Origin of the sequence: Saccharopolyspora aridisoli (genome assembly GCF_004348445.1) — a bacterium.
Taxonomy (GTDB): Bacteria; Actinomycetota; Actinomycetes; order Mycobacteriales; family Pseudonocardiaceae; genus Saccharopolyspora; species Saccharopolyspora aridisoli.
The window spans coordinates 62,725-81,507 of the sequence record NZ_SMKV01000006.1 but is presented as its reverse complement, the minus strand read 5'-3'; the positions used below and the strand labels follow the sequence as shown (position 1 = coordinate 81,507).

At 70.9% G+C, this 18,783-nt stretch carries 16 protein-coding genes and 1 pseudogene; 16 read left to right on the top strand and 1 reads right to left on the bottom strand.

Features of this window, described 5'->3' with window-relative positions:
* Positions 1–150 precede the first annotated feature (150 nt).
* The 13 genes and pseudogenes from E1161_RS06560 to E1161_RS06505 all read left to right on the top strand — a co-directional run bounded on the left by E1161_RS06560 (position 151) and on the right by E1161_RS06505 (position 14,379).
* On the top strand, positions 151–1,797 hold the full coding sequence (locus tag E1161_RS06560; RefSeq protein ID WP_132620867.1) for a UDP-N-acetylmuramoyl-L-alanyl-D-glutamate--2,6-diaminopimelate ligase: 1,647 nt from the start codon (positions 151–153) through the stop codon (positions 1,795–1,797).
* 94 nt (positions 1,798–1,891) lie between these two features.
* Positions 1,892–3,364, top strand: coding sequence for a UDP-N-acetylmuramoyl-tripeptide--D-alanyl-D-alanine ligase (locus tag E1161_RS06555; RefSeq protein ID WP_132620649.1), 1,473 nt, complete (start codon positions 1,892–1,894; stop codon positions 3,362–3,364).
* Positions 3,361–4,428: a phospho-N-acetylmuramoyl-pentapeptide-transferase gene (mraY, locus tag E1161_RS06550; RefSeq protein ID WP_132620647.1), complete on the top strand. Its 1,068-nt coding sequence runs from the start codon at positions 3,361–3,363 to the stop codon at positions 4,426–4,428. Before E1161_RS06555 ends, mraY begins: the two co-directional genes overlap by 4 nt.
* Before the next feature lie 214 nt (positions 4,429–4,642).
* A complete protein-coding gene (gene murD / locus E1161_RS06545) occupies positions 4,643–6,046 on the top strand; it encodes a UDP-N-acetylmuramoyl-L-alanine--D-glutamate ligase (protein WP_132620645.1) in 1,404 nt (467 codons plus the stop codon).
* A gap of 4 nt (positions 6,047–6,050) precedes the next feature.
* Positions 6,051–7,472: a putative lipid II flippase FtsW gene (ftsW, locus tag E1161_RS06540; protein WP_132620643.1), complete on the top strand. Its 1,422-nt coding sequence runs from the start codon at positions 6,051–6,053 to the stop codon at positions 7,470–7,472.
* Between the two features lie 53 nt (positions 7,473–7,525).
* Complete coding sequence (murG, locus tag E1161_RS06535; RefSeq protein ID WP_132620866.1) at positions 7,526–8,617, top strand: undecaprenyldiphospho-muramoylpentapeptide beta-N-acetylglucosaminyltransferase; 1,092 nt, start codon at positions 7,526–7,528, stop codon at positions 8,615–8,617.
* Complete coding sequence (gene murC / locus E1161_RS06530) at positions 8,614–10,071, top strand: UDP-N-acetylmuramate--L-alanine ligase (protein ID WP_132620641.1); 1,458 nt, start codon at positions 8,614–8,616, stop codon at positions 10,069–10,071. Before murG ends, murC begins: the two co-directional genes overlap by 4 nt.
* Positions 10,068–10,793 (top strand): cell division protein FtsQ/DivIB, encoded by a 726-nt coding sequence (locus E1161_RS06525; protein WP_235874834.1) that lies wholly within the window; start codon positions 10,068–10,070, stop codon positions 10,791–10,793. Before murC ends, E1161_RS06525 begins: the two co-directional genes overlap by 4 nt.
* A gap of 59 nt (positions 10,794–10,852) precedes the next feature.
* Positions 10,853–12,085, top strand: coding sequence for a nitric oxide synthase oxygenase (locus tag E1161_RS06520; RefSeq protein ID WP_235874833.1), 1,233 nt, complete (start codon positions 10,853–10,855; stop codon positions 12,083–12,085).
* Between the two features lie 135 nt (positions 12,086–12,220).
* Positions 12,221–12,475 carry a helix-turn-helix domain-containing protein gene (locus E1161_RS28635; RefSeq protein ID WP_408011953.1) on the top strand — a complete coding sequence of 85 codons (255 nt, stop codon included), beginning with the start codon at positions 12,221–12,223 and terminating at the stop codon, positions 12,473–12,475.
* A pseudogene (locus E1161_RS27945) lies at positions 12,453–12,656 on the top strand (transposase); the annotation flags it as partial. The gene E1161_RS28635 and the pseudogene E1161_RS27945, both read left to right, overlap by 23 nt.
* Position 12,657: 1 nt before the next feature.
* Positions 12,658–12,969 (top strand): transposase, encoded by a 312-nt coding sequence (locus E1161_RS27940; RefSeq protein WP_328591225.1) that lies wholly within the window; start codon positions 12,658–12,660, stop codon positions 12,967–12,969.
* A gap of 447 nt (positions 12,970–13,416) precedes the next feature.
* Positions 13,417–14,379: a helix-turn-helix transcriptional regulator gene (locus E1161_RS06505; RefSeq protein ID WP_132620639.1), complete on the top strand. Its 963-nt coding sequence runs from the start codon at positions 13,417–13,419 to the stop codon at positions 14,377–14,379.
* Here the strand turns inward: E1161_RS06505 and E1161_RS06500 are convergent.
* Positions 14,370–15,287: an SDR family oxidoreductase gene (locus E1161_RS06500; RefSeq protein WP_132620637.1), complete on the bottom strand. Its 918-nt coding sequence runs from the start codon at positions 15,285–15,287 to the stop codon at positions 14,370–14,372. The two genes, E1161_RS06505 and E1161_RS06500, sit on opposite strands and share 10 nt — an antisense overlap.
* A 487-nt stretch (positions 15,288–15,774) precedes the next feature.
* On the opposite strand from E1161_RS06500, the gene ftsZ reads away from it, so the two are divergent.
* The 3 genes from ftsZ to E1161_RS06485 all read left to right on the top strand — a co-directional run bounded on the left by ftsZ (position 15,775) and on the right by E1161_RS06485 (position 18,729).
* Positions 15,775–17,211 (top strand): cell division protein FtsZ, encoded by a 1,437-nt coding sequence (gene ftsZ / locus E1161_RS06495; RefSeq protein ID WP_132620635.1) that lies wholly within the window; start codon positions 15,775–15,777, stop codon positions 17,209–17,211.
* Between the two features lie 73 nt (positions 17,212–17,284).
* The gene (pgeF, locus tag E1161_RS06490; RefSeq protein ID WP_132620633.1) at positions 17,285–17,998 is read left to right on the top strand and encodes a peptidoglycan editing factor PgeF; all 714 of its coding nucleotides are present in this window, start codon (positions 17,285–17,287) and stop codon (positions 17,996–17,998) included.
* The gene (locus E1161_RS06485) at positions 17,995–18,729 is read left to right on the top strand and encodes a YggS family pyridoxal phosphate-dependent enzyme (RefSeq protein WP_132620631.1); all 735 of its coding nucleotides are present in this window, start codon (positions 17,995–17,997) and stop codon (positions 18,727–18,729) included. The genes pgeF and E1161_RS06485 overlap by 4 nt, the downstream gene beginning before the upstream one ends.
* The last annotated feature ends 54 nt before the right edge of the window (positions 18,730–18,783 follow it).

The window sequence follows — 18,783 nt, the reverse complement described above, 5'->3', positions numbered from 1 at the left end:
GAAACGGACAACCCGCCCCGCCTCCGTCACGCTTCGGAACGGACGTGCACGGGGCGTCGAATCGCGCGCCCCGAACCGCGCAACGCCCGGACCACCACTGCTCGGTTCGGCGCAGCGGTCGTGCGGCCGAACGGGTGGGCGACCATGGAGATGCGGCCGACGGTGGTACCGGTAGCCTTGCGCGACGTGCCTTCCGCGGTCGCGACTGCCCCGCCTCGACCCACCCGCGTCGAGCCGGTGCACATCAACAAGCTCGCCGATGAGATCGGCGCGCGCGTGGTGCGCGTACCTGGTCAACCCGCCTTCGAAGCGGTCGTCACCGGTGCCACACTCCGCGCCCAACACGTGCGTCCCGGCGACCTCTTCGCCGCCCTACCCGGCATCCGCGTGCACGGCGCCGACTTCGCCGAGCAGGCGCTCGACGCGGGCGCGCACGCGGTGCTCACCGACGCCGACGGAATCCTCCGCGCGAACCTGACCGAGCATCCCGCGGTCCGCGAGGGACGCGTGGTGCTGCTGGAGCACGCCGACCCGCGCGGCGTCCTGGGCAGGGCGTCGGCGCTGGTCTACGGAGACCCGTCCAGCAAGCTGAAGATCCTCGGCGTCACCGGAACGTCCGGCAAGACGACCACCAGCTACCTGCTGGAATCCGCGCTCAACGCTGCCGGCCTCACCACCGGCCAGATCGGCACCGTGGAGACCCGGATCGCCGGAGAGCGCCTGGACAGCGCGTTCACCACGCCCGAGGCCCCCGATCTGCAGGCGCTGCTGGCGGTGATGGTCGAGCACGACGTGACCACGGTCGCCATGGAGGTCTCCAGCCACGCGCTGGCCATGGGCCGCGTGTCGGGCACCCGCTTCGCCGTCGGGGCCTTCAGCAACCTCTCCCAGGACCACCTGGACTTCCACCGCGACCTGGAGGACTACTTCCAGGCCAAGGCGTTGCTGTTCGACGGACGCGCCGACCACGAGGTGGTCTGCGTGGACGGCGACTGGGGTCGCAGGCTGGTGACCTCCGGCACGGTCACCGTCTCCACCGAGGGCACCCACGCCGACTGGACCGCCACCGACGTCACCGCCTACCCGACCGGCGAGCAGACCTTCACCGCGCACGGTCCCGGCGGCGTCGAGATGCCGATCCGGCTGCGGCTGCCCGGCCCGTTCAACGTCGCGAACGCGCTGCTGGCGATCGGTGTGCTGCACGCCGCCGAGGTGCCGTTGGCCGCGATCGAGAAGGGCCTGGCCGAGGTCGACGTACCCGGCCGGATGGAGCGTGTCGCGCTGGGGCAGGACTTCACCGCTGTGGTGGACTACTCGCACAAACCCGGTGCTGTTTCGGCCGTGCTGGACGCCGCGCGAGCGCAGGTCGACGGTGACGTCATCGTCGTGCTCGGTTGCGGAGGCGACCGGGACACCGCCAAGCGCCCGCTGATGGGTGAAGCCGCCGCACGGCGGTCGGAACTGCTGATCGTCACCGACGACAACCCGCGGAGCGAGGACCCGGCCGACATCCGGGCCGCGATGCTGGAGGGGGCCCAGGAGGTGCCCACCGGCGAGCGTGGTGAGGTGATCGAGATCGGCGACCGCCGAGCGGCCATCGTCGCAGCGGTCGAACGTGCCAAGCCCGGCGACATCGTGGTCGTCGCGGGCAAGGGCCACGAGACAGGACAGGATGTGGCCGGCGTGGTGCACCCCTTCTCGGACCGGGAGGAGTTGGCCGCCGCGCTGCGCCATAGGCTTGGCCACAACGAAGAAACCCAAGATCGTCGGGGGCGGGACACGACAGCGGGCGCGTGAGCGCCGAGACGCTGGCGAAGCAGCAGATCAGGAGGCCGGGTGGCAACCCGGCCCGCCGGACGCGGATGTCCCGCAAGAACACCGAGGAGGCAGGTTGATCCGGCTCAGCCTTGCTGACATCGCTTCGGCGGTGGACGGCAGGCTTCACCGTGCGGAAGGTTCGGAGATCGTCAGCGCCGGGGTCGAGTTCGACTCGCGCAAGATCACCGACGGCGGGCTCTTCGTGGCCGTGCCGGGAGAACGCGTCGACGGGCACGACTTCGCCGCGCAGTCGATCACTGATGGCGCGACCGGCGTGCTCGCCGCGCGCGAGGTGGACGCACCCGCGGTGCTGGTGCCGACGGTGCCGGTCGAGGAGCGTTCCAGCGCCATGGCGCTGGCGGGCGACACCGATGGCACCGGCGCGGCCGTGCTGGCCGGGCTGGCGAAGCTGGCCCGCCACGTCGTGGACCGGCTGCCGGAGCTCGCCGTCGTGGGCGTGACCGGCTCGTCCGGCAAGACGTCCACCAAGGACCTCATCGCGCAGCTGCTGGCCCCGATGGGGCCGACGGTCGCGCCGCCCGGCTCGTTCAACAACGAGCTCGGCCACCCGTGGACGGTGCTGCGCGCCGACGAGCAGACCAGGCACCTCGTGCTGGAGCTGTCGGCCCGCGGCGTCGGCCACATCGCGAACCTCTGCGAGGTCGCCCCGCCGCGCATCGGCGTGGTCCTCAACGTCGGCCACGCGCACCTCGGCGAGTTCGGCTCGCAGGAGGCGGTCGCGCAGGCCAAGGGCGAGCTCGTCGAGTCGCTGCCCGCCGACGGCGTTGCGGTGCTCAACGCCGACGACCCGCTGGTGTCGGCGATGGCCGAGCGCACCCGGGCGCGGGTGGTCTTCGTCGGTGAGTCCCCGAACGCGCACGTGCGCGCCGAGGACGTCGACGTCGACGAGCTCGCGCGACCGACGTTCACGCTGGTCACCGAGGCCGGTAAGGAACGCGTGACGCTGCCGCTGTTCGGCGAGCACCACGTCGGCAACGCCCTGTCGGCCGCCGCCGTGGCGCTGGAGCTGGGAGCGACGCTGCCGCAGGTCGCCGAACGGCTGGGCTCGATCCAGCGGGTCTCCGCGCGACGCATGGAAGTCGCCGAGACCCCGAACGGCGTCACCGTGGTCAACGACGCGTACAACGCCAACCCCGAGTCGGTGCGCGCCGCGCTGAAGACGCTGGCCGCGATGACCAGGGGACGCCCCGCGCGGGCGTGGGCAGTGCTCGGGCCGATGGCCGAGCTCGGCGACGCCGACGTGGAAGCGCATGACGAGATCGGGCGGCTGGCCGTCCGGCTGAACATCGACCGGCTCGTGGTGGTCGGCGAAGAGGCCCAGGCGATGCACCAGGCCGCATCGCTGGAAGGGTCGTGGGGAGAGGAATCGGTGCTCGTGGCGGACATCGACGAGGCCGTCGCGCTGCTGCGCGCCGAGCTGCGTCCGGGTGATGTGGTCTTGACCAAGGCGTCCAACTCGGCCGGGCTGTGGCGAGTCGCGGAAGCCTTGTTCGCCGATGGCGGTAATGGAGAGCAGCAGCAGTGAAGCCGATTCTGATTTCCGCCGCGGTGGCGCTGGTGGTCTCGATCCTGTTCACGCCCTACCTGATCCGGGTGTTCTCCCGGCAGGGCTTCGGCCAGGAGATCCGCGAAGAGGTGCAGGGCCAGCACGCCGCCAAGCGCGGTACGCCGACGATGGGCGGCATGGCCATCCTGGTCGCGATGTGGTGCGGTTACCTGGTCACCCACCTGGTGATGGGCGAGCCGCCCACCGTCACCGGTTTGCTGGTGCTGGGGCTGACCACGGCGCTGGGCATCGTCGGGTTCCTCGACGACTTCATCAAGATCCGCAAGCAGCGCAACCTCGGGTTGAACAAGACCGCGAAGCTGGTCGGCCAGCTGGTCGCCTCGGTGGTGTTCGCGATCCTGGCGATCCAATTCCCGAACAGGAACGACGTCACCCCGGCGTCGGTGGACCTGTCGTTCCTGCGGGACATCACGGTGATCTCGTTCGGCGCGGTCGGGTTCGTGATCTTCGCCTACATCGCGATCAGCGGCTGGTCCAACGCGGTCAACTTCACCGACGGCATGGACGGCCTGGCCGGTGGTACGGCGGCGATGGTGCTGGCGACCTACGTGCTCATCGCTTTCTGGCAGCTGCGCAACGACTGCTTCGGCGCCGGCCCGGCACCGGGCTGCTACACGGTGCGCGACCCGCTGGACATCGCGGTGGTCGCGGCGGCGGCGATGGCCGCCTGCGTCGGGTTCCTGTGGTGGAACGCCGCGCCCGCGAAGATCTTCATGGGTGACACCGGCTCCCTGGCGCTGGGCGGCCTGCTGGCGGGCCTGTCGATGGCGACCCGCACCGAACTGCTGATGATCATCATCGGTGGCGTGTTCGTCGTCGAGGCGCTGTCGGTGGTGCTGCAGATCGTGGTGTTCCGCACGACCCGCCGACGCCTGTTCCGGATGGCCCCGTTCCACCACCACTTCGAGCTGGCGGGCTGGGCCGAGACGACGGTCATCATCCGGTTCTGGGTGCTGGCGGGCATCAGCTGCATGTTCGGCGTGGGGCTCTTCTACGCCGACTGGCTGGCGCTGGCCAGGTAGGACATGGGCACACCCGGCTCGGCGGTGCTGCCGGTAGCGGAACGCCAGCGGCTCCGCGGATGCGGGTGCCACTCCTGGTGCAGGTCCGATCCGGAGTGGTCGCCCTCGCCACGAAGCCGCTGACGCACCCGCGGCGGTGCGAGTGCCTAGGGTGGGCTGAGCGGCTGAGCCGACCGGATGCGACGAAGTGACACAGAGGAAGCGGGGAGGCGCAGTGGCTGACAGCCGGTACCGAGGGTTGCGGGTGCTGGTCGCCGGTGCCGGGGTGTCCGGGCGGTCGGCGGCGGAAGCGCTGCTGGCGGCGGGTGCCGAGGTGACGGTCACCGACGGCTCGGCCGCTCGGCTCGCCGCGCTCGCCTCGCTGGAATCCCAGGGCGCGCAGCTCGTCCCGGGGCACAACACCCCGCCGGAGGACACCGACCTGGTGGTCACCAGCCCCGGCTGGCGTCCCGACGCGCCACTGCCCGCCGCGGCCGCCGCTGCCGGGATCGAGGTGATCGGTGAGGTCGAGCTCGCCTGGTGGCTGGACCAGGAGCGGCCCGGAGGTCCCGCGACGTGGCTCGCGGTGACCGGTACGAACGGCAAGACGACCACGGTGAGCATGCTGGAGTCGATCCTGCGCGCCGCCGGTGCCGACGTCGTGGCCTGCGGGAACGTGGGGCTGCCCGTGGTGGACGCGGTCCGCGCGGGGCACCGGGTGCTGGCGGTGGAGCTCTCCAGCTTCCAGCTGCACTGGCAGCGGGCGCTGCGCCCGGAGGCCGGTGCGGTGCTCAACCTCGCCGACGACCACCTCGACTGGCACGGCTCGCTGGAGTCCTACGGCGAGGCGAAGGCGAAGGTGTACGCGGGCAACGACGTCGCGGTGTTCAACGCCGACGACGAGTGGTCCACCCGCCTCGTCCGGGCCGCCGGGGGACGGCGCGTGTCGTTCACCCTCGGCGTCCCGCGAGCTGATCAGCTCGGCGTCGACGAAGACCGGCTGGTCGACCGCGCTTTCGGTGAGGACGTGGAACTCGCCCGGTTGTCCGAGGTCCGCCCGGCGGGCCCGCACAACGTGGCGAACGCGCTGGCCGCGGCTGCGCTGGCCCGCGCGCACGGCGTCGAACCGGCGGCCGTCGCAGCGGGACTGCGCGGCTTCGAGCCGGGCGCGCACCGCTCGGTGCTCATCGCCGAAGCGAGCGGGGTTTCCTACGTTGACGACTCGAAGGCCACCAACCCGCACGCCGCCGACGCCGCCCTGCGTGCCCACGACTCCGTCGTGTGGATCGCGGGCGGCCTGCTCAAGGGCGCCGACGTCGAAGAGCTGGTCCGCGCCAACGCCGGACGGCTCGCGACCGCCGTGCTGATCGGCCGCGACCGGGGCGAGTTCTCCGCCGCACTCGGCCGACACGCCCCGGATGTGCCTGTGCACGAGGTCGCATCGGGAGACGATGCGGGCATGCTCGAAGCGGTTCGCCTGGCGCACGACAGCGCGCGGCCCGGCTCGGTGGTGCTGCTCGCCCCCGCGGCAGCGTCGATGGACATGTTCACCGACTACGCCCACCGCGGCAGGGCTTTCGCCGACGCGGTGCGCGACGTGCTGTCCGAGACCCCGGCGGCGACGACGCGCGGCGGGTGATCCGGTGGCCACCGCTGCGACGAAGAGCGCTGCCGCGCGAGACCCCCGCAGGCGAGCCGGGGTGACGGTGCTGTCCACGCTGACAGCCTGGCTCACCCGCCCGCTGGCCTCCTTCCACCTGCTGCTGGCCGTCTTCGGCCTGCTCACGGTGTTCGGCCTGGTGATGGTGCTCTCGGCGTCGAGCGTCGACTCCTTCAACAGGGACGGCTCGTCCTACAGCGTGTTCGTCAAGCAGGTCATGTACTGCGGCGCTGGGCTCGTGCTGTTCTACATCGCGGTGCGCGCCCCGGTGCGCCTGCTGCGCCGCTACAGCCTCGGCATCCTGGCCCTCTGCCTCGGACTTCTGGTGCTCGTGCTGATCCCCGGTGTGGGCACCGAGCTCAACGGTGCCCGCAGCTGGTTCTTCGTCGCCGGCGTGTCGTTCCAGCCCGTCGAGTTCGCCAAGATCGCCTTCGCGCTGTGGGGCGCGCACGTGCTGGTCACCAAGCGCGGCCTGATGACCCAGTACCGCCACCTGCTGGTGCCCGTGGTGCCCGCCGCGCTGCTGATGTTCACGCTCGTGATGATGCAGCCCGACCTCGGCTCGACGATCACGCTGTTCGTCGTGCTGCTGGCGCTGCTGTGGTTCGCGGGAGCCCCGCTGCGGCTGTTCCTCGTGATGGCGCTGGGCGCGGTCACCGGCGGCATCGTGCTGGCGATGATCGCCGAATACCGGATGGCGCGGCTGACGTCCTTCCTCGACCCGGCCTCGGACCCCTCCGGCAGCGGCTACCAGGCCATGCAAGCGCTGTTCGCGCTGGCCGACGGAGGGCTGGTGGGCCGCGGCCTCGGCCAGGGCTGGTCGAAGTGGCAGTACCTGCCCAACGTGCACAACGACTACATCTTCGCGGTCATCGGCGAGGAGCTCGGGTTCATCGGCTGCGCCGTGGTGCTGATGTTGTACGCCACCACGGCCTACGTGGGCATGCGCATCGCCTTCCGCAACACCGACCCCTTCATCCGGCTGGTCGCGGCGACACTGACCACCTGGCTGGTCGGCCAGGCCGTGATCAACATCGGTTACGTGGTGGGCCTGCTGCCCACCACCGGCCTCCCGCTGCCGCTGATCTCCTCGGGCGGTTCCTCGGTGGTGACCAGCATGCTGGTGTTCGGCCTGCTCGCGAACTTCGCCCGGCACGAACCCGAAGCCATCGCCGCGCTACGGTCTCTGGGGCCGGGGCGGGTCGGCAAGCTGCTGCGACTGCCCACCCCGGCGCCCTACCGTCCGCCGGCGAGGCGGAAGACTTCCCGGCCCGTTCCCCGGACCCGGCCCGGTGCCAAGAGCTCCGGCGCGTCCGGAACGCGCCGGAGCGGAGCAGAACCCCGCGCACGTGGTGCGCGCAGCGGGCCCGGGTCCCGGGCTCAGACACGAGGAGGACACCGTTGAGCGGGGAACAGACGGTCCGCATCCAGCGCCTGGGCGAACCGCAGGGCGCTGCGATGGGCATGCGGCGGCTGTCGGTGGTGGTCGCCGGAGGCGGCACCGCGGGGCACATCGAACCGGCCCTGGCGCTGGCCGACGCGGTACGACGCGTCCGCCCCGACGCCCACATCACCGCGTTGGGCACCGAACGAGGCTTGGAGAACCGGCTGGTCCCGGCTCGCGGGTATCCGCTGGAGCTGATCCCGCCGGTGCCCATGCCCCGCAAGCCCAACGCCGACCTGCTCAAGCTGCCGCTGAAGGTGCGCGAGTCGGTGCACCAGACCCGCGACGTGCTCGACAAGGTCGGCGCTCAAGTGGTCGTCGGCTTCGGCGGCTACGTCTCGCTTCCCGCCTACCTGGCCGCCCGCGGCCGGGTGCCGATCGTGGTGCACGAGGCCAACGCCCGCGCAGGGCTCGCCAACAAGGTCGGCGCCAAGCTCGCCGCCCGCGTGCTGGCGGCGACGCCGGACAGCGGCTTGCCCGGCGCCCAGGCCATCGGCATCCCGCTGCGCGAGTCGATCACCCGGCTGGACCGCTGGAAGCTGCGGATGCAGGCCCGCCAGCACTTCGGGCTGCACCCGCACGCCCCGACGATCCTGGTCTTCGGCGGTTCGCAGGGCGCGCAGACGCTCAACACCGCCTTCTCCGGTGCCGCGCAGGCGCTCGGCCGCGCCGGCATCGGCGTGCTGCACGCGCACGGACCCAAGAACAGCGTCGCCATCCAGCAGGTCATGGGCGCACCGATCTACCGGACCGTGCCGTACCTGGAGAAGATGGACCTCGCCTACGCCGCCGCCGACATGGTCGTGTGCCGGTCCGGTGCGATGACCGTGGCCGAGGTCTCCGCCGTCGGCCTGCCCGCCGTGTTCGTGCCGCTGCCGCACGGGAACGGTGAGCAGGCGCTCAACGCCCAGCCGGTGGTCAGCGCCGGAGGAGCCCGGCTGGTCGCCGACGCCGAGCTGACGCCGCAGCGGGTCATCGACGAGATCATCCCGATGGCGCTGGACGCGCAGCGGCTGCAGATGATGAGCCAGGCCACCATGGGCAGCGGCCACCGCGAGGCCGACCAGGTGCTCGCCCGCATCGTGATGGAGGTGGCGGGTCAATGACCGCCGACATGGACCGACTGCTCGATCGGGTTCACCTGGTGGGCATCGGTGGGGCCGGGATGAGCGGCATCGCCCGCATCCTGCTCGCCCGCGGCCGCCAGGTCTCCGGCTCCGACGCGCGCGACTCGCGCACCGTCATGGCGCTGCGCGCCCAGGGCGCGAGCATCGGGATCGGGCACCACGCCGAGAACCTCGACCTGCTCGACCAGGAGCCGACGGCCGTGGTGGTCTCCACCGCGATCCGCCCGAACAACCCCGAGCTGGTCGCCGCGCAGGAACGCGGCATCACCGTGCTGCGGCGGGCCGAAGCGCTGGCCGGGCTGATGTCCGACCACCGCGTCGCCTGCGTCGCGGGCACGCACGGCAAGACCTCGACCACCTCGATGCTCACCGTGGCGTTGCAGCACTGCCGGATCGACCCGTCGTTCGCCATCGGTGGCGACCTCAACGAGTCCGGCGCCAACGCGCACCACGGCGATGGCGGGGTCTTCGTCGCCGAGGCCGACGAGAGCGACGGATCGTTCCTGGTGTTCGCGCCGTCGGTGGCGGTGGTGACCAACGTCGAACCCGACCACCTGGACCACCACGGCACCGCCGAGGCCTACACCAAGGTCTTCGAGGACTTCATCGGCCGCATCGAACCGGGCGGCGTGCTGATCGTCTGCTCCGACGACCCCGGCGCGGAAGCCCTCGCGGCGCAAGCGGAATCCGCGGGCGTGCGGGTCCGCCGCTACGGCGCGGACGCCTGCGCCGACGGCGACGCCCGGCTGGCCGGCTACCGCGCCACCCAGGGTGTCGGCGTGGTGTCGGTGGAGCTGGTGGGCGTGTCCGGCGAGCTGGTCGACGTGCAGGTCGCCGTCCCCGGCGAGCACATGGCGGGCAACGCCGTCGCGGCCCTGCTGGCCGGCCTGGAGCTCGGCGCCCCGCTGGAGGGGATGCTGGAAGGCCTGGCCGCGTTCGGCGGCGTGCGGCGCCGCTTCGAGTTCAAGGGCCGGGTCAACGGCATCCGCGTCTACGACGACTACGCCCATCACCCGACCGAGGTCGCCGCGCAGCTGCGCGCGGCCCGCCCGGTCGCCGGTGTGGGCCGGTTGGTCGTGGTGTTCCAGCCGCACCTGTTCTCCCGTACCGCGACCTTCGCCGCCGAGTTCGCCGAGGCCCTGGGCCTGGCCGACGAGGTCGTCGTGCTCGACGTCTACGGCGCGCGGGAGGACCCGCAGCCGGGCGTGACGGGCAAGCTGATCGCCGACGCGATCCCGCTGCCCGCCGAGAACGTGCACTTCGAGCCGTCCTTCACCGACGCGGGTCCGCGCGTCGCGGGCCTGGTGCGTCCCGGCGACCTGGTGCTGACCATGGGCGCGGGTGACGTGACGATGCTCGGTCCGGAAATCCTCGGTGAGCTCGACCGGACCGTCGCTTCCGGCGGCGACGGCAACGGGGAGGACCACGGGTGACGGACCGGAGCGCGGCGGAGCGAGCGCGGCGCCGTCCGGTGCGCCGGAGCGAGCCGCCCGCTCCCGCCAGGCGGCGTTTCCTGCTGCCGGGCGTGCTGGCGGTGGCGACCATCGGTTTCCTGGTCGCCTACTTCTCGCCGCTGCTGGGAGTGCGAACGGTGCGCGTGGAGGGCAACGACGGTCTGTCCTCCGACGCGGTGATCCAGGCCGCCGATGTCGCCGAGGGCACGCCGATGCTGCGGGTCGACCCGGAGCGGATCCGGGAGCACCTGCGCGGCTTGCCGAAGGTCGCCGACGCGACGGCGGTGCTGGACTGGCCGTCGACGGTGATCATCCAGGTCACCGAGCGGACCCCGGCGGCGTACTTCCGCGCCACCGACGGGATCCGGTTGCTCGACGTGGCCGGGGTGCCGTTCGAGACCGTCGCCGAGCCGCCCGCCGGTGTGCCGGAACTGCGCGCGTCGAAGGCCGCCGCCGACGACCCCACCACCCGCGCCGCGCTGTCGGTCCTGGTGGCGCTGCCGGTCCCGGTGCGGGGTGAGGTGACCGCGGTGGTGGCGCGGAGCCCGAGCGACGTGCGGCTGGAGCTCACCGGCGGTCGCACCGTCGACTGGGGTTCGTTGGAGGACACCCAGCGCAAGGCTCTGATCCTGCCGCCGTTGCTGACCCGCCCCGGCAAGGTTTACGACGTTACGACACCCGCGCTGCCCACGGTCGCCTGAACGGCCGTCAACGAACGGCACCGGATCAAGATCGTTTCCGCCGCGCTAACGTGGGCGGCGTGTTCAGGGTGAGTGGTGAAGCGCCGGAGGCGGTCTTCTCCGGGGGATCAGGTGCGGCGGAGCGGACCCGCCGATTACGACCCGTCCCACCGCCACCCGCGCCCTGGGCGCCGGCGGTCGACCTCGCCGAGGCCGAGGAGTTCCTGCGGCTGTTCCACGCCGAGAACCGCGTCGAGGCCCCGATCCAACAGCGGCTGGCGCGGATGCGCTACGAGGTCGAGACGACCGGCACCTACCGGCACACCCCCGACGAGCTCTCCTACGGCGCGAAGGTCGCCTGGCGCAACAGCGCCCGCTGCATCGGCCGTTTGTACTGGCGCAGCCTGAAGGTCCGCGACCTGCGCGACGTGCACACGGTCTCCGGTGTGGCCGGGCACTGCGTGGAGCACCTGCGGATGGCCACCAACGGCGGCAAGATCCGCCCGGTGATCAGCGTCTTCCCACCGGAAACCCCGCAGCGGCCCGCGCCGCGGATCTGGAACGAGCAGCTCATCCGCTACGCCGGTTACCGCGACCAGGACGGCGAGGTGCTCGGCGACCCTCGCTACGCCCGGTTCACCGAAACCGTCACCGGTTTCGGCTGGCGAGCCCCGGTCCGCCGCACGGGTTTCGATCCGCTGCCGCTGGTGGTGGAGACCCGCGAGGAGGGGGCGCACATGTTCGCGCTGCCCCCTGACGTGGTGCACGAGGTCCCGATGACCCATCCCGAGCTGCCGTGGTTCGCCGAGCTCGGGCTGCGTTGGCACGCGGTTCCGGTCATCAGCAACATGCGGCTGAGCATCGGAGGCGTCTCGTACCCGGCCGCGCCGTTCAACGGCTGGTACATGGGCACCGAGATCGGTGCCCGCAACTTCGCCGACACCGACCGCTACAACCTCGTCCCGGTCGTCGCCGAGCGCCTGGGCCTGGACACCTCGCGCGAGGACACCCTGTGGCGGGACCGCGCGCTGGTCGAGCTCAACCGCGCTGTCCTGCACTCCTACCACCAGGCGGGTGTGACGATCACCGATCACCACACCGAATCGCACCGCTTCCTCACCCACCTGGCGAAGGAGGAGTCGGCGGGGCGCAAGTGCCCGGTCGACTGGTCCTGGATCGTCCCGCCGATGTCGGGCGCCCAAACCCCGGTCTTCCACCGCTACTACGACACCGAAGCCTCGGGCCCGAACTACTACGCCGACGACGAGGCCACCCAGCGCGCCCTCACCGGAGGCCCACCCCACTTCGCCTGACCCTTCGGGCTCCAGCGTAGGCATGAGGAGTCCTTCCGCCCATTGCTCGTCATCGGTCTGCGTAGTTGTGGCCCGAGTGGTGACGCGGAAACGGTGATCGCAGGGACTTCGGGCCCGTCTTGCTGACTGAGCGTTGTGGATATCCCAATTTCGCAGCAGTGGAAGACCGTTCGTGCCGTTTGTAGCGAAAGTGGTTCTCCTGCAACGAGACATCGATACGACAAATGCGTGAAGCTCCGGTACCAGTTCCGCTTGAACTCGACTCCTGGTCAGCAGGCGGCGCTGGCTCGGGCGTTCGGGTGCGCTCGACGGCACCAAGATCGATGCTCCGAGATTTCTGCACAAGGCAGAAGCGAAGCTCAAGCGGTTGCAGCGGGCCCTCGCGCGTAAGAAGGAGGGATCGGCGAATCGGGAGAAGGCCAGGGTCAAATTGGCACGCGCGCGTGCTCGAGTTGCCGACGCACGCCGGGACTTCCACCATCAACTCTCCACTCGGTTGATCCGCGAGAACCAAGCGATCGCGGTGGAGAACTCGTCGGTGTCGGGGCTGGCGCGTACGAGTCTGGCGAAGTCTGTTCTCGACGCTGGTTGGGCGTCGTTCACGGCCATGTTGGAGTACAAGGCTGCGCAACGGGCGACACTTCGTTCGAATCAGTCGGTTCGAACCCACCTCGCAGACCTGCTCGAACTGCGAGACCGAGGACGGCCGCAAGCCACTGCATGTGCGCATGTGGCCGTGCAAGGTCTGCGGGGTGTGGCTGGATAGGGATATCAACGCGGCGGTGAACGTCGCTAACGCCGGTGGACTGGCGGTGACAGCCTGTGGAACGCAGGTAAGACCACCCGCAAGGGCGGCGAAGCGAGGTGAAGCAGGAACCCACTGAAGCGAGATGACGGCGCGCCCGTGCGTCGTCATCAGCGGTAGGAATCACCGGCGTTTAGGCTGGTGAGGAGGTCAATACGAGAATTTCACTTCGTGCCACGCTGGCTCGTTCGATTCCTCTGAGCTACTGGCTTGCGCTGAGGTGCGAGAGAGGCGAGGCAGTCTGGGGAGGTCGAGGTCGGCGAAGAGTGCGTGCCCGCTGCTTCGGAGGCTCTTCGCGGGTGTTGGCGATGTCAAGGGGCTCCAATGAACTCCACGGCTTCGGCTTCCATCGTGTGGCCGTATCGAGCGGCTCCATTGCCGAGATGCTCGATCGTCTCGTCGTCCGGCCCGCAGATCGTCAAGACCGGCATGGTCCACTCCCGTGGAGCGCTGCTTCGTGCGATCAAGCTCGTGCGCGAAGTACGTTGCGAGCGGTTTTGTCGGTGGTTGGTCGTACGGTTGGGGGGTGCGGGCGGCTCGGTTGGTGTCGTTGTTGTGCTTGTTGCAGGTCCGGGGGTCGATGAACGGGCCTGAGCTGGCGCGCGAGCTGGAGGTCTCCGAGCGGACCGTGGCGCGCGACGTGCTGGCGCTGGCCGAGGCCGGGGTGCCGGTCTACGCCGAGCGCGGGCGCGGTGGCGGGTACCGGTTGCTCGGCGGCTACCGGTCGAAGCTCAACGGCCTGCACCGCGAGGAGGCCGAGGCGCTGTTCCTGTCCGGGGTGCCCGGGGCCGCGGTCGACATGGGGCTGGGCGAGGCGGTCGAGGCCGCCCGCTTGAAAGCGGCAGCGGCGCTGGCGCCGCCGTTCCAGGACGCGCCGCAACGGGTCGGTCAGCGGTTCCACCTCGACGCTCCCCGCTGGTTCCGCGAAGCCGAAACACCCGCTCTGCTGGCCGAAATCGGCCGCGCGGTGTGGCGCGACCTGAGCATCACCGTCGGCTACCAGCGCGGGGAACGCCTCGTCCGGCGCGAGCTCGAACCGCACGGTCTCGTCCTCAAAGCCGGTGTCTGGTACCTGGCCGCGCGCTGCGACGGGACGTTCCGGACCTACCGGGTCGACCGGTTTCGCGAGGTCAGCGAGGGGGAGGAGTTCGTCCGCGACGAGACCTTCGACCTCGCCGCGTTCTGGGACCGCACCGCCGAGGAGTTCTCCCGCTCGCTGCTCACCCTCGACGTCGAGGTCCGGCTCAGCCCCACCGGGCTCCGCCGGTTGCGCGGCACCGTCGACGGCCCGGCCGCCGCCGAAGCCGAGGCCGCCGCTGGAGAACCCGACGAGCACGGCTGGGTCCGCACCACGTTCCGGGCCGAATCGCTGCAGGTCGCGTTCTCCCAGATCCTCGCGCTCGGACCGGAAGCCGAGGTCCTGGCGCCGGAACCGCTGCGCCAGGACCTCGCGAGCGCCGCCGAGCGCTTCGCCGCGCTCTACCGGTAGTCGGCCGCGTCGCCCCCTCCACCACCCCACTCGACCTCCTGCAGGAACCGCCAGGCGTCCGGCTGCGAGCCGTCGGTGTCGGTGAAGCCGTACTCCTTGGCCAGGAAACCGCTGGACAGCGACTGGGTGTTCCAGCGCGCCACGTCCGGGTCGCCCGCCAGCGCCACCACCGCGCGGCCCACGTAGGCGGGGGATTCGGAGATCGCGAAACCCGGTGGGGCGACGGTGGACTCGCGCCAGTTCTCCTCGGTGACCCCGAAGTGCTCCAGCATCATCTCCGAGCGCAACCAGCCGGGCGTCAGCGACACCGCGGTGCCGCCCAGCGGTGCCAGCTCCTCGCCCTGCGCGCGGGCCAGCCGGTGCAACGCCGTCTTGGCGACGTCGAAGAACGCGCCGCACTCGCTGCGGTAGAACCGCTCGTTCACCTCGGCGGTGCCGTCGGTGAGCTCCACGACCAATCCGCCCGAGCGCCTGCTCAGCAGGGCCAGCGCGAAGTGGCTGGTGATCATGTGAGCTTCGATGCCGGTGCGCAGCCGCTGCAGCCCCTTGGTCAGGTCCTGCTCCCAGATCGGCTTGTTCCAGTCCATCAGGTGCTCGCCGCCGAGGTCGTTGACCAGGACGTCCAGCCGCCCCTGCTCGGACTCCACCCGGCGCACCAGGTCCCGGACCTCGTCCGGGACGGTGTGGTCGACCCGGACCGCGATGCCCGCACCGCCGGCGCGCGTGACCATCTCGGCGGTGTCCTCAATGGTCTCCGGGCGGTCGTAGTCCGAGCGCTGGGTCCGGGTCGTGCGCCCGGTGCAGTACACCGTCGCACCCGTCGCGCCGAGCTCCACCGCGATCCCACGTCCCGCACCCCGCGTCGCCCCGGCGACCAGCACGACCCTGTCTCGCCAATCCGCTGCCATGGCTTCCTTCCTGACGTTCCGACCCCTGCGAGCGGAGACGGTCGCACCCGAACCAGACACCTGCAGTCCGGATTCCCCGGCGCTGTCCGCTGCGAAGAAGCCGTTGGGGATTCTCGACTGCCTCAACCGAGTGAGCGGGCGGCGAGGTACGGTGTTCGTTGTGGTGATCACGTTCGCGGACGTGGTCATCGCAAGGGGAGGAACGAGAAACGGGCTCGCTGCGGCAACGGGCGGACCCGCTGAGCAACACGGACGACGTCGGGCGGAAGCGACGAGGTGCACAGCACCGGACTCCTGCTACCGAAACCGGCGTGGCTGCTGGACGCAGGGGTGCGATCGCGCCTACGGTCCGGACCGGGCACGGGGTCGGAAGTACGTCGCCCCCGCGCCGACGACCAGGGGGAGCCGCATCGGCGGCACCGGCTCAGCGGCCGTCCCGGCGGTCGATGCAGAGAGCACACCAGCCACGATCAGGAAGGCGGATCCGATGACGCCCCCGCACAACTATCTCGCGGTGATCAAGGTCGTCGGCATCGGTGGCGGCGGCGTCAACGCCGTGAACCGCATGATCGAGGTCGGGCTCAAAGGTGTTGAGTTCATCGCGGTGAACACCGACGCGCAGGCCCTGCTGATGTCCGATGCCGACGTCAAGCTCGACATCGGGCGCGAGCTCACTCGCGGTCTCGGTGCCGGTGCGGCACCGGAGGTCGGGCACAAGGCCGCCGAGGATCATGCCGAGGAGATAGAAGAGGTCCTCAAGGGCGCCGACATGGTGTTCGTGACCGCCGGTGAAGGTGGTGGCACCGGAACCGGTGGCGCCCCGGTGGTCGCCAACATCGCGCGCAAGCTCGGTGCGCTGACCATCGGCGTGGTCACCCGGCCGTTCTCCTTCGAGGGCAAGCGCCGCGCGTCCCAGGCCGAACAGGGCATCAAGGAGCTGCGCGACTGCTGCGACACCCTGATCGTCATCCCGAACGACCGCCTGCTGCAGCTCGGCGACATCGGCGTGAGCCTGATGGACGCCTTCCGCTCGGCGGACGAGGTCCTGCTCTCCGGTGTCCAGGGCATCACCGACCTGATCACCACGCCTGGTCTGATCAACCTCGACTTCGCCGACGTCAAGAGCGTCATGTCCGGAGCGGGCAGCGCCTTGATGGGCATCGGCTCGGCGAGGGGTGATGGCAGAGCCGTCGAAGCCGCGCAGAAGGCGATCAACTCGCCGCTGCTGGAGGCGTCGATGGAAGGCGCCCACGGCGTGCTGCTGGCCATAGCGGGCGGTTCGGACCTCGGCCTGTTCGAGATCAACGAGTCCGCGTCGCTGGTGCAGGAGTCCGCGCACCCCGAGGCCAACATCATCTTCGGCACGGTCATCGACGACTCGCTCGGCGACGAGGTCCGGGTCACGGTGATCGCCGCCGGGTTCGACTCCGGCACGCCGACGCACAAGAAGCTCGAGCCGACGCGCGTCGGCGGGCGCAGCGACGAGGCCGAGGCCTCCGCGCCGAAGGCCGAGAAGCCCGCCGTCCCGGCGAGCACCGAGACCCAGCAGGCCCCGGCGCAGCCGAGCGCTCCGGTGCCCGCGCAGCCGGCTCCGGTCCAGCAGTCGGCGCCCGCCCCGGCACCGGAGGCTCCGCAGACCGAGCAGCAGCCCCCGGCTCCGCAGCAGCCGACCACGCCGCAGCAGACCGGTTTTCAGCAGCAGGGACCGCCCCCGAGCCAGCCGCAGAGCCCGCAGCCGCGGCCCTACGGCGGCGACGGTTCGACCACCGGGCAGCAGGGCGCGTCGGTGCCCGGCCGCCCCAGCGGCGGCTACCCGACGCACTCCACCGGCCACTCGCGCCCCGGTGGTCTGCCGAACCGGGCCGTGCCGGTGGGCGACGACACCGACGACGACGTCGACATTCCGCCGTTCATGCGGCGCTGACGCATGAGCGAGAATCGACACCGGGGACCGCGGGTTCCCGGTGTCGATTTTTCTTCATCAGGAGGCTGGGCAAGTGCGGATTCGGCGCGTGACCACCACGCGGGAGGGCGGTAGCTCCAAGGCGCCGTTCGATTCCTTCAACCTCGGCGGCAGGGTCGGAGACGCGCCGGAGGCGCTCGCGGCCAACACGCGCAAGCTGGCGGAGGGCATCGGCCTGGCCGAGGACCACCTGGTGTGGATGGAGCAGATCCACGGCCGCACCGCGACCATCGTCGACGGCCCGCAGCCGGCGGCGGTGGAGGCCTCCGATGCGCTGGTGACGGCTCAACCGGGGCTCGCGCTGGTCGCCCTGACCGCCGACTGCGTTCCGGTGCTGCTGGGCGACCCGGAGGCCGGGGTGATCTCCGCGGTACACGCCGGACGCGTGGGCGCGCGCGTGGGAGTCCTGCCTGCGGCGCTGAAATCGATGCGCGAGGCCGGTGCGCAGCTCGACAGGGTGGAAGCGCTGATCGGGCCCGCAGCCTGCGGTGCCTGCTACGAGGTGCCGCCGGAGATGCAGGCCGACGTGGAGGAGCACCTGCCGGGCAGTGCCTGCAAGACCCGCAAGGGCACCACCGGGCTCGACCTGCGGGCCGGGTTGTTCGAGCAGCTCGCGCAGGTCGGCATCGCCAAGATCGGCGTCGACCCGCGCTGCACCATGGAAACCCGGGAGCTTTTCAGCCACCGGCGCGACAACGGCAAGACCGGGCGCTTCGCCTCGGTGATCTGGATGGACGAGCAGTCGTGACGCCCGAAGAACGTCGCGCGGAGCTGTCCGAGTCGCTGGCGGCGGTCCGGGAGCGCTTGGCGAAGGCGTGCCACGCCGCCGGCCGGTCTCCGGAGGAGGTCGAACTGCTCGCTGTGACCAAGACCTTCCCCGCATCCGATGTGGCTCTTCTCTCCGATCTCGGGCTGTCGTCCTTCGCCGAGAACCGCGAGCAGGAGGCGCGCGGCAAGGTGGCGGAGTTCGCCGAGCTGCGGCCGCAGGCCGCGCGGCGCTGGCACATGGTCGGCCAGTTGCAGCGGAACAAGGCTCGCGCGGTGGCCCGCTGGGCGGACGTGGTCGAGTCGGTCGACAGCGAACGGCTCGCCGAAGCGCTTTCCCGCGCAACCACGAACGCCCTCGAAACGGGCGAGCGGGAGCGCCCTTTGGACGTGTTGGTGCAGGTCAGCCTGGACGGAACCACCGGAAGGGGCGGCTGCTCGCCGGAGGACGTTCACCGACTCGCCGACATGATCACGCGAACGAGCGGACTTCGGTTGCGCGGAGTGATGGCAGTGGCTCCGCTCGGCGGCGACGCAGCTGTGTCTTTTGACACACTATCGTCGATCTTCGAGCGCTTGCGCGTCGATCACCCCGAAGCTGTGGATGTGTCGGCGGGGATGTCCGGTGACCTGGAAAGTGCCGTTGCCCACGGCTCGACCAGGGTGCGTGTCGGAACCGCGCTGCTCGGCGGGCGGCGGCTAACCTCGCCGTAGCCGTCAAAAGGGGGTCGAAGGCCGGCCACCTCGTGCTCGGTGTCAGGGAGCCGC